Source organism: Streptomyces sp. OfavH-34-F, from assembly GCF_022347745.1.
In the GTDB taxonomy this organism is placed as follows: Bacteria; Actinomycetota; Actinomycetes; order Streptomycetales; family Streptomycetaceae; genus Streptomyces.
This window is the reverse complement of the sequence record NZ_JAKRGC010000302.1, coordinates 1-7,914: the sequence shown is the minus strand read 5'-3', so window position 1 is coordinate 7,914 and position 7,914 is coordinate 1. Positions and strand designations below refer to the sequence as shown.

Below are 7,914 nucleotides of genomic sequence, written 5' to 3'. Positions count from 1 at the left end.
CGGCCCAGCCGGCCACCGCCGACGCGCCGGAGACCGCCGGGGCGGACGCCCCCGCCCCCGAGGCCCCGGCGCGGGACTGACGCTCATCCCACCTCGCGTGGCAGACGCAGGCTCAGCGCGGCCGTCAGGGCCACCGCCCCCAACTGCACCAGCAGCGTGACGATCAACGCGTCGCGCATGCCCGAACCGGGCACCAGGGACAGGAACAGGGAGCCGAGCGTCGCCACGCCGAGGGTGAGCGTCGCCTGCTGGGTCGTCGTCATCACCCCGCCGCCCACCCCGGCCCGCTCCGGCGGGACGTCCGACAGGATGATGCGGAAGATGACCGGCAGCTGGAGGCCCTGCCCGAAACCGGCGATCGCCATACCGGGCAGCAGGCCCGCCGTCCCCAGGTCCGGCCAGCCGCGCCACACCGTCAGCGCGAGCACCGCGACCCCCACCCCCTGGATCAGCCCGCCGGCCGTCACGACCCGGCTGCCGTGCCGCCGGACCAGCCGGGGGCCGGCCAGCGAGGCCACGAAGAAGGCCACCGCCATCGGGGTTATCGACAGCCCCGACTGGGCGGGGCCCAGCTCCAGGCCCTGCTGGAGCGCCACCGCGATGACGAACATGAAGCCGCCGAAGCCCACCGAGAACGGCACCACCAGCGCCAGCCCGCGCCGCAGCGACTCCAGGCGCAGCAGGCTCGGCGGCACCAGCGGGATCAGCCCGCGCCGGTCCGCCCGCCGCTCCACCCGGTAGAACGCCGCCGCCGCGAACGGGAACAGCGCCAGCGACACCAAGGTCCACAGCGGCCAGCCCGCCGCCCGCCCCTCGGTCAGCGGCGCCAGCAGCGTCAGCAGCGACACCGCGAGCAGCAGCGTGCCCGGTACGTCGACGGGCGCGGGCCGGTCCGCCCGCGTCTCCGGCACCGCGCGCGCCGCGAGCACCAGGCCGACCGCCGCGACGGGCACGTTGACCAGGAACACCGAGCGCCAGCCCGCGCTCTCGCCGAACACCGAGGACAGCGGCGCGGCGGCCACCAGCGCCCCGCCCAGGATCTGGCCCGCGACCATGGAGAGCCCGGCGGTCGCGCCGTACAGGCTCATCGCCCTCGCCCTGCGGTGCCCGGAGGTGGCCGCCTGGATGGTCGCCAGTACCTGCGGCAGCATCAGCGCCGCCGCCGCGCCCTGCGCCACCCGCGCCCCCACCAGGGACCAGGCGTTCGGGGCGAGCCCGCAGGCCAGCGAGGTGAGCCCGAAGGCCGCGATGCCGGTCAGGAACAGCCGCCGCCGGCCCGCCATGTCACCCAGCCGCCCGCCGAGCACCAGCAGCACGGCGTACGCGAGCCCGTAGCCCGCGACGACCAGCTCCAGCAGGGCGGGGCCCGCCGCCAGGTCGTGGTCGATGGTGGGCAGGGCCACGTTGACGATGAAGAAGTCGATCAGGGGAAGGGCCGCGCCCAGCAGCACCGTGAACAGGCCCAGGGAGCCCAGCACTGGGGCCGGATGGTCGTGCCGCGTCAGGGAGGGGGCCGGGGCGGCCGCCGTCGTCGTCCGTACAGAGGATTCACTCACGCCACCGACGATCGCCCGCCCCTCAGCCTGGTACCAGAGTGTCTTTATCCTGGTACAAGGACCACCTGGCACAGCGCCCGCCCCACCCGCACGCTGGAGGAATGACGACGATGGCGACGCAGGCCGCGCCCAAGGCCGCCCCCGGTGGCAGCGAGCCCGACATCCGGCGGCACGAGCTGGCGAACTTCCTGCGCAGCCGCCGCGAACGGATCACCCCGGAGCAGGTCGGCCTCGTCCGGGGCCGCCGCCGGCGCACCCCGGGGCTGCGCCGCGAGGAGGTCGCCCAGCTCTCCGCCGTCGGGGTCACCTGGTACACCTGGCTCGAACAGGCCCGCGACATCCAGGTCTCGCCCCAGGTCCTCGACGCGCTCGCCCGCGCCCTGCTCCTGGACCGCAGCGAGCGCAGCCACCTCTTCTCACTGGCCGGGGCCATCGACCCGGCGCCGGGCACCGAGTGCCCGCACATCACCCCGGCGCTGCGGACCATGCTGCGGCAGCTGGAGCCGATCCCCGCCTGCGTGCAGAACAGCCGGTACGACGTCCTCGCCCACAACCGCACCTACGGGCGGCTGCTCTGCGACATGGACGCGGTCGCGCCCGAGGACCGCAACGTCATGCTGCTCGCCCACACCAACGAGCAGTGGCGCGCCTCCGTCCTGGACACCGCCGAGGTGACCCGCTTCATCACCGCCAAGTTCCGCGCGGCGATGGCCGACCACCTCGCCGAGCCCGCCTGGAAGGAGCTGCTGGCCCGCCTGGAGGCGGCCTCGCCGGAGTTCCGCGAGAACTGGGCCCGGCACGAGGTCGTCGCGACCGGCGGCCGGTCCAAGGTCTTCCGCAACGCCTGGGTGGGGCTGCTGCGCGTGGAGACCACCGACCTCTGGCTCGGCCCGGCGCCCGGGCCCCGCCTGGTCACCTACGCCCCCCGCGACCAGGAGACCCGCGAGCGCCTGGAACGCCTGCTCGACCTGGTCCGGGCCGCGGAGGACTGAGCGCCGCCCCGGAGGACCGGGCGCCGGGCGCGACCGGCTCGGGAGCAGTCACCGGGGTACGGGACAATGGGGGTCATGACCACGCTCGCCCCCTCGCCCCCGCTGCTCCGCATCGGCCCGCACACCGTGCAGCCGCCGGTGGTCCTCGCGCCCATGGCAGGGATCACCAACGCCCCCTTCCGCACGCTGTGCCGGGAGTTCTCGGGCGGCAAGGGGCTGTTCGTCAGCGAGATGATCACCACGCGGGCCCTGGTCGAGCGCAACGAGAAGACCATGCAGCTCATCCACTTCGACGCGAGCGAGACCCCGCGCTCCATCCAGCTGTACGGAGTGGACCCGGAGACGGTCGGCAAGGCGGTCAGCATGATCGTCGACGAGAACCTCGCCGACCACATCGACCTCAACTTCGGCTGCCCGGTCCCCAAGGTCACCCGCAAGGGCGGCGGCTCGGCCCTCCCGTACAAGCGGCCGCTGCTGCGCGCCATCCTGCACGAGGCCGTCTCGCGGGCCGGGGACCTGCCGGTCACCATCAAGATGCGCAAGGGCATCGACGACGACCACCTCACCTACCTCGACGCCGGCCGGATCGCCGTGGAGGAGGGCGTGACGGCGGTCGCCCTGCACGGCAGGACGACCGCGCAGCACTACGGCGGCACCGCCGACTGGGACGCCATCGCCCGCCTCAAGGAGCACGTCCCGGAGATCCCGGTGCTCGGCAACGGCGACATCTGGTGCGCGGACGACGCCCTGCGGATGATGCGCGAGACCGGCTGCGACGGTGTGGTCGTGGGGCGCGGCTGCCTGGGCCGGCCGTGGCTCTTCGGCGACCTGGTCAGCGCGTTCGAGGGCACGGCGACGCGGCAGGCGCCCACGCTGCGCACCGTCGCCGGGGTGATGCTGCGCCACGCGACGCTGCTGGGGGAGTGGATCGGCGACGAGTCCCGCGGGGTGATCGACTTCCGCAAGCACGTCGCCTGGTACCTCAAGGGCTTCGCGGTCGGCTCGGAGATGCGCAAGAAGCTGGCGATCACCTCCTCGCTGGAGGAGCTGGGCGCCCAGCTCCAGGAGCTGGACCTGGACCAGCCGTGGCCGGACGGCGCCGACGGGCCGCGCGGGCGCACCTCGGGCAACAACCGGGTGGCGCTCCCGGACGGCTGGCTGAAGGACCCGTACGACTGCGCGGGCGTGGGCGCCGACGCGGAGCTGGACACCTCCGGCGGCTGACCGACCCGCCCGTACGGGCAGGCACTGGGTGCCTGTCCGTACGCCTCGCTCATTTGAGCGCTTAAGAGGCCGTCAATCGCGCCTCTGGCCCCGGATTCGATGCTCTGTGCACGCGTACGCACGTCAATCGTCACCGTGTGTGTCGGCAGTGCGTACGGCGCGTCAACTTACGGGTGTCCGGATGGTGACATCTGAGCGGCCTCTCGGGAGTGATTCTCGCCACCTTGAGGCGACCTCCGCTCACATGAGCGCGAAATCGAGCGCTGCACTTCTCAAAGGGTGGCACTGGGTGCCAATGCCCCGTACTTTGATCGATCGACGCTTCGACTACTTTCAGCCACCGAAACGCGGTTCCCGGTGGACTCCCCGTCATTCTGTGTACGACTCCTGAACACGAGCCTCGGCAGGCGTGAAACGCCGTTCACTTTCGATCTGCTGGCGGACGGGTGGTCGCGGCCGTACGACGCGCAAGTGGACGTACCCACGCACCTTCGATCTGGGTATGTTCCTCGCCGTCAGGGCAGCCACCGCGTCTTCGAGGAGTCGAGACCGTGTCGGAAAACAAAGATGTGCAGAAGTTCGTCTACGACTTCACCGAAGGCAACAAGGATCTGAAGGACCTGCTCGGCGGGAAGGGGGCCAACCTCGCCGAGATGACCAACCTCGGTCTTCCCGTGCCTCCCGGCTTCACGATCACCACCGAGGCCTGCAAGGTCTACCTGGAGAGCGGTGCCGAACCGGCGGCGCTCCGCGACGAGGTGAGTGCGCACCTCGACGCGCTGGAGGCCCGCATGGGCAAGAAGCTCGGCCAGGCCGACGACCCGCTGCTGGTCTCCGTCCGCTCCGGCGCCAAGTTCTCCATGCCCGGCATGATGGACACGGTCCTCAACATCGGGCTCTCCGACGCCTCGGTCGTGGGCCTCGCCCAGCAGGCCGGTGACGAGCGCTTCGCCTGGGACTCCTACCGTCGGCTCATCCAGATGTTCGGCAAGACCGTGCTCGGGGTGGACGGCGACCTCTTCGAGGAGGCGCTGGAGGAGGCCAAGGCGGCCAAGGGCGTCACGGTGGACGTGGACCTGGACGCGGCCGACCTGAAGAAGCTGGTCAAGCAGTTCAAGAAGATCGTCGCCCGCGACGCCGGCCGCGACTTCCCGCAGGACGCCCGCGAGCAGATGGACCTCGCCATAAAGGCGGTCTTCGACTCGTGGAACACGGACCGGGCCAAGCTCTACCGCCGCCAGGAGCGCATCCCCGGCGACCTCGGCACCGCCGTCAACGTCTGCTCCATGGTCTTCGGCAACCTCGGCCCCGACTCCGGCACCGGCGTCGCCTTCACCCGTGACCCGGCCAGCGGCCACCAGGGCGTGTACGGCGACTACCTCCAGAACGCGCAGGGCGAGGACGTCGTCGCGGGCATCCGCAACACCGTGCCGCTCGCCGACCTGGAGGCGATCGACAAGAACTCGTACGACCAGCTGCTCAAGATCATGGAGACGCTGGAGACCCACTACAAGGACCTCTGCGACATCGAGTTCACCATCGAGCGCGGTCACCTGTGGATGCTCCAGACCCGCGTCGGCAAGCGCACCGCCGGTGCCGCCTTCCGCATCGCGACCCAGCTGGTGGACCAGGGCCTGATCGACGAGGCCGAAGCGCTCCAGCGGGTCAACGGCGCCCAGCTCGCCCAGCTGATGTTCCCGCGCTTCGACGACACCGCGAAGACCCGGCGGCTCGGCCGGGGCATCGCCGCCTCGCCCGGCGCGGCGGTCGGCAAGGCGGTCTTCGACTCCTACACCGCCGTCAAGTGGTCCCGGTCCGGCGAGAAGGTCATCCTCATCCGCCGCGAGACCAACCCGGACGACCTGGACGGCATGATCGCCGCCGAGGGCATCCTCACCTCGCGCGGCGGCAAGACCTCGCACGCCGCCGTCGTGGCGCGCGGCATGGGCAAGACCTGTGTCTGCGGTGCCGAGGAGATCGAGGTGGACACCAAGCGCCGGCGGCTCACGGTCGGCGACATCGTCGTGGAGGAGGGCGACCTCGTCTCCGTGGACGGCTCCACCGGCAAGGTGTACCTGGGCGAGGTCCCCGTGGTGCCGTCGCCGGTCGTCGAGTACTTCGAGGGCCGGATGCACGCGGGCGCCGACGACGCCGACGAGCTGGTCGCCGCCGTGCACCGGATCATGGCGTACGCGGACCGGGTGCGCCGGCTGCGGGTACGGGCCAACGCGGACAGCGCGGAGGACGCCCTGCGGGCCCGCCGCTTCGGCGCCCAGGGCATCGGGCTGTGCCGCACCGAGCACATGTTCCTCGGCGAGCGCCGCGAGATGGTCGAGAAGCTGATCCTGGCCGACACCGACAAGGAGCGCGAGGCCGCCCTGGAGCAGCTGCTCCCGCTCCAGAAGGCCGACTTCATCGAGCTGTTCGAGGCGATGGACGGGCTGCCGGTCACCGTGCGGCTGCTGGACCCGCCGCTGCACGAGTTCCTGCCCGACATCACCGAGCTGTCGGTCCGGGTGGCGCTCGCCGAGTCCCGCAAGGACGCCAACGAGAACGACCTGCGCCTCCTCCAGGCGGTGCACAAGCTGCACGAGCAGAACCCGATGCTGGGGCTGCGCGGGGTCCGGCTCGGGCTGGTCATCCCCGGCCTGTTCGCCATGCAGGTGCGGGCCATCGCCGAGGCGGCCGCCGCGCGCAAGAACGCCAAGGGCGACCCGCGCGCCGAAATCATGATCCCGCTCGTCGGCACGGTCCAGGAGCTGGAGATCGTCCGCGAGGAGGCGGACCGGGTCATCGCCGAGGTGCAGGCCGCCACCGGCACCGACCTCAAGCTGAAGATCGGCACCATGATCGAGCTGCCGCGCGCCGCGCTGACGGCCGGGCAGATCGCCGAGGCGGCGGAGTTCTTCTCCTTCGGCACCAACGACCTCACCCAGACGGTCTGGGGCTTCTCCCGCGACGACGTGGAGGCCTCCTTCTTCACCGCCTACCTGGAGAAGGGCATCTTCGGGGTGTCGCCGTTCGAGACGATCGACAAGGACGGCGTCGGCTCGCTGGTCAAGAACGCCGTCGCGGCCGGCCGGGCCACCCGCCCGGACCTGAAGCTCGGCATCTGCGGGGAGCACGGCGGCGACCCGGAGTCGGTGCACTTCTTCCACGAGGCGGGTCTCGACTACGTCTCCTGCTCGCCGTTCCGCATTCCGGTGGCGCGTCTGGAAGCGGGCCGGGCGGCGGCCGGGCCGCGGGCCAGCGACAGCCGCTGAGGCGGCACACCCACCGATTCCGCGCGGCCGGCCGACCCACCCTCACCGGGCCGGCCGTGCGGAATTCCGGCGGCGGCGGCACCCTGTGCGGGGGTGCCGCCGCCTTCTCGTACCGGCGGGCCCCGCCGCAGCGGGTTGTCATGTCCCTGGAAATCGGGTGACGGGCGCCCATTGCTTCGTTTAATGCGCAAAGAAGTCGAGCTGAACGGACCGGGGTGCGGCCCGTCGATCCCCATCGACGGGCCGCACCCGGCTTACCCCCATCGAGTGCGGAGCCGCACCTTTGCCAACCGCCGCCGAACGAGCAAAACCCCCCACGGCCTTCGCTCGCTCTTCCGGTGGCTCCGGAATCGCACCCGACGGCGTACAGCTTTTCGTCCGGTGGCGGTCCGGGGCGAGGCGTTTCACCTCTGGCCGAAACCCCGTGGTGACGTGCTGTTACGATTCGCATACTCTTGCGAGGGGGTAATTGCAGGTGCAAGGGGTGGGAGTTCGGTGCTGCGTATCCATGTTTCCGGATGGGACCTTTCGCGCGTGCGGATGGCTTCCGGCCCGGACGCGCTGTGGGAGACCATTCTCAGCTTTCACCGGCTGAGGGACCGGAGGGCTTCCGCGGTCTTCGGGGAATGGCGCGCGGAAACCCGCCCGAAGTTGAGCGGTGAAGTACGTCTGCTGTCCGCGATCGTTCCGCAGCGCGGATATTTCCCCGACTTCCTGACGCCTTCTCAGGAAAACTCCGAACCGCTCGGACTCGACGCCGGAATGGAAGCCGTGCGCGCCACTTCGCCCGAGCGGGTGCGCGCCGAGCTCGCGGTTCTCGACGCCCAGCGCGCGCCCGGCGGCCGGCAGCCCGCGCGCCGCGCCCGCCTGGACGCGCTC

The 7,914-nt window shown here is 71.4% G+C and carries 4 protein-coding genes and 1 pseudogene; 4 read left to right on the top strand and 1 reads right to left on the bottom strand.

What is annotated here, in order from left to right; all coding sequences use genetic code 11:
- Positions 1-83 precede the first annotated feature (83 nt).
- On the bottom strand, positions 84-1,556 hold the full coding sequence (locus MHW47_RS28995) for an MFS transporter (RefSeq protein ID WP_239226724.1): 1,473 nt from the start codon (positions 1,554-1,556) through the stop codon (positions 84-86).
- Positions 1,557-1,657: 101 nt separating this feature from the next.
- On the opposite strand from MHW47_RS28995, the gene MHW47_RS28990 reads away from it, so the two are divergent.
- The 4 genes and pseudogenes from MHW47_RS28990 to MHW47_RS28975 all read left to right on the top strand — a co-directional run.
- The gene (locus tag MHW47_RS28990; RefSeq protein ID WP_239226723.1) at positions 1,658-2,548 is read left to right on the top strand and encodes a helix-turn-helix domain-containing protein; all 891 of its coding nucleotides are present in this window, start codon (positions 1,658-1,660) and stop codon (positions 2,546-2,548) included.
- Positions 2,549-2,623: 75 nt separating this feature from the next.
- The gene (gene dusB, locus MHW47_RS28985) at positions 2,624-3,772 is read left to right on the top strand and encodes a tRNA dihydrouridine synthase DusB (protein ID WP_239226722.1); all 1,149 of its coding nucleotides are present in this window, start codon (positions 2,624-2,626) and stop codon (positions 3,770-3,772) included.
- Positions 3,773-4,323: 551 nt separating this feature from the next.
- Positions 4,324-7,035 carry a pyruvate, phosphate dikinase gene (ppdK, locus tag MHW47_RS28980; protein WP_239226721.1) on the top strand — a complete coding sequence of 904 codons (2,712 nt, stop codon included), beginning with the start codon at positions 4,324-4,326 and terminating at the stop codon, positions 7,033-7,035.
- A gap of 495 nt (positions 7,036-7,530) precedes the next feature.
- Positions 7,531-7,914, top strand: a pseudogene (locus MHW47_RS28975) (transcriptional regulator); the annotation flags it as partial.

Excerpts from the sequence above, each read along its gene's own strand:
- MHW47_RS28990 (WP_239226723.1), top strand. The coding sequence starts at position 1,658 with ATGACGACGATGGCGACGCAGGCCGCGCCCAAGGCCGCCCCCGGTGGC.
- dusB (WP_239226722.1), top strand. The coding sequence starts at position 2,624 with ATGACCACGCTCGCCCCCTCGCCCCCGCTGCTCCGCATCGGCCCGCAC.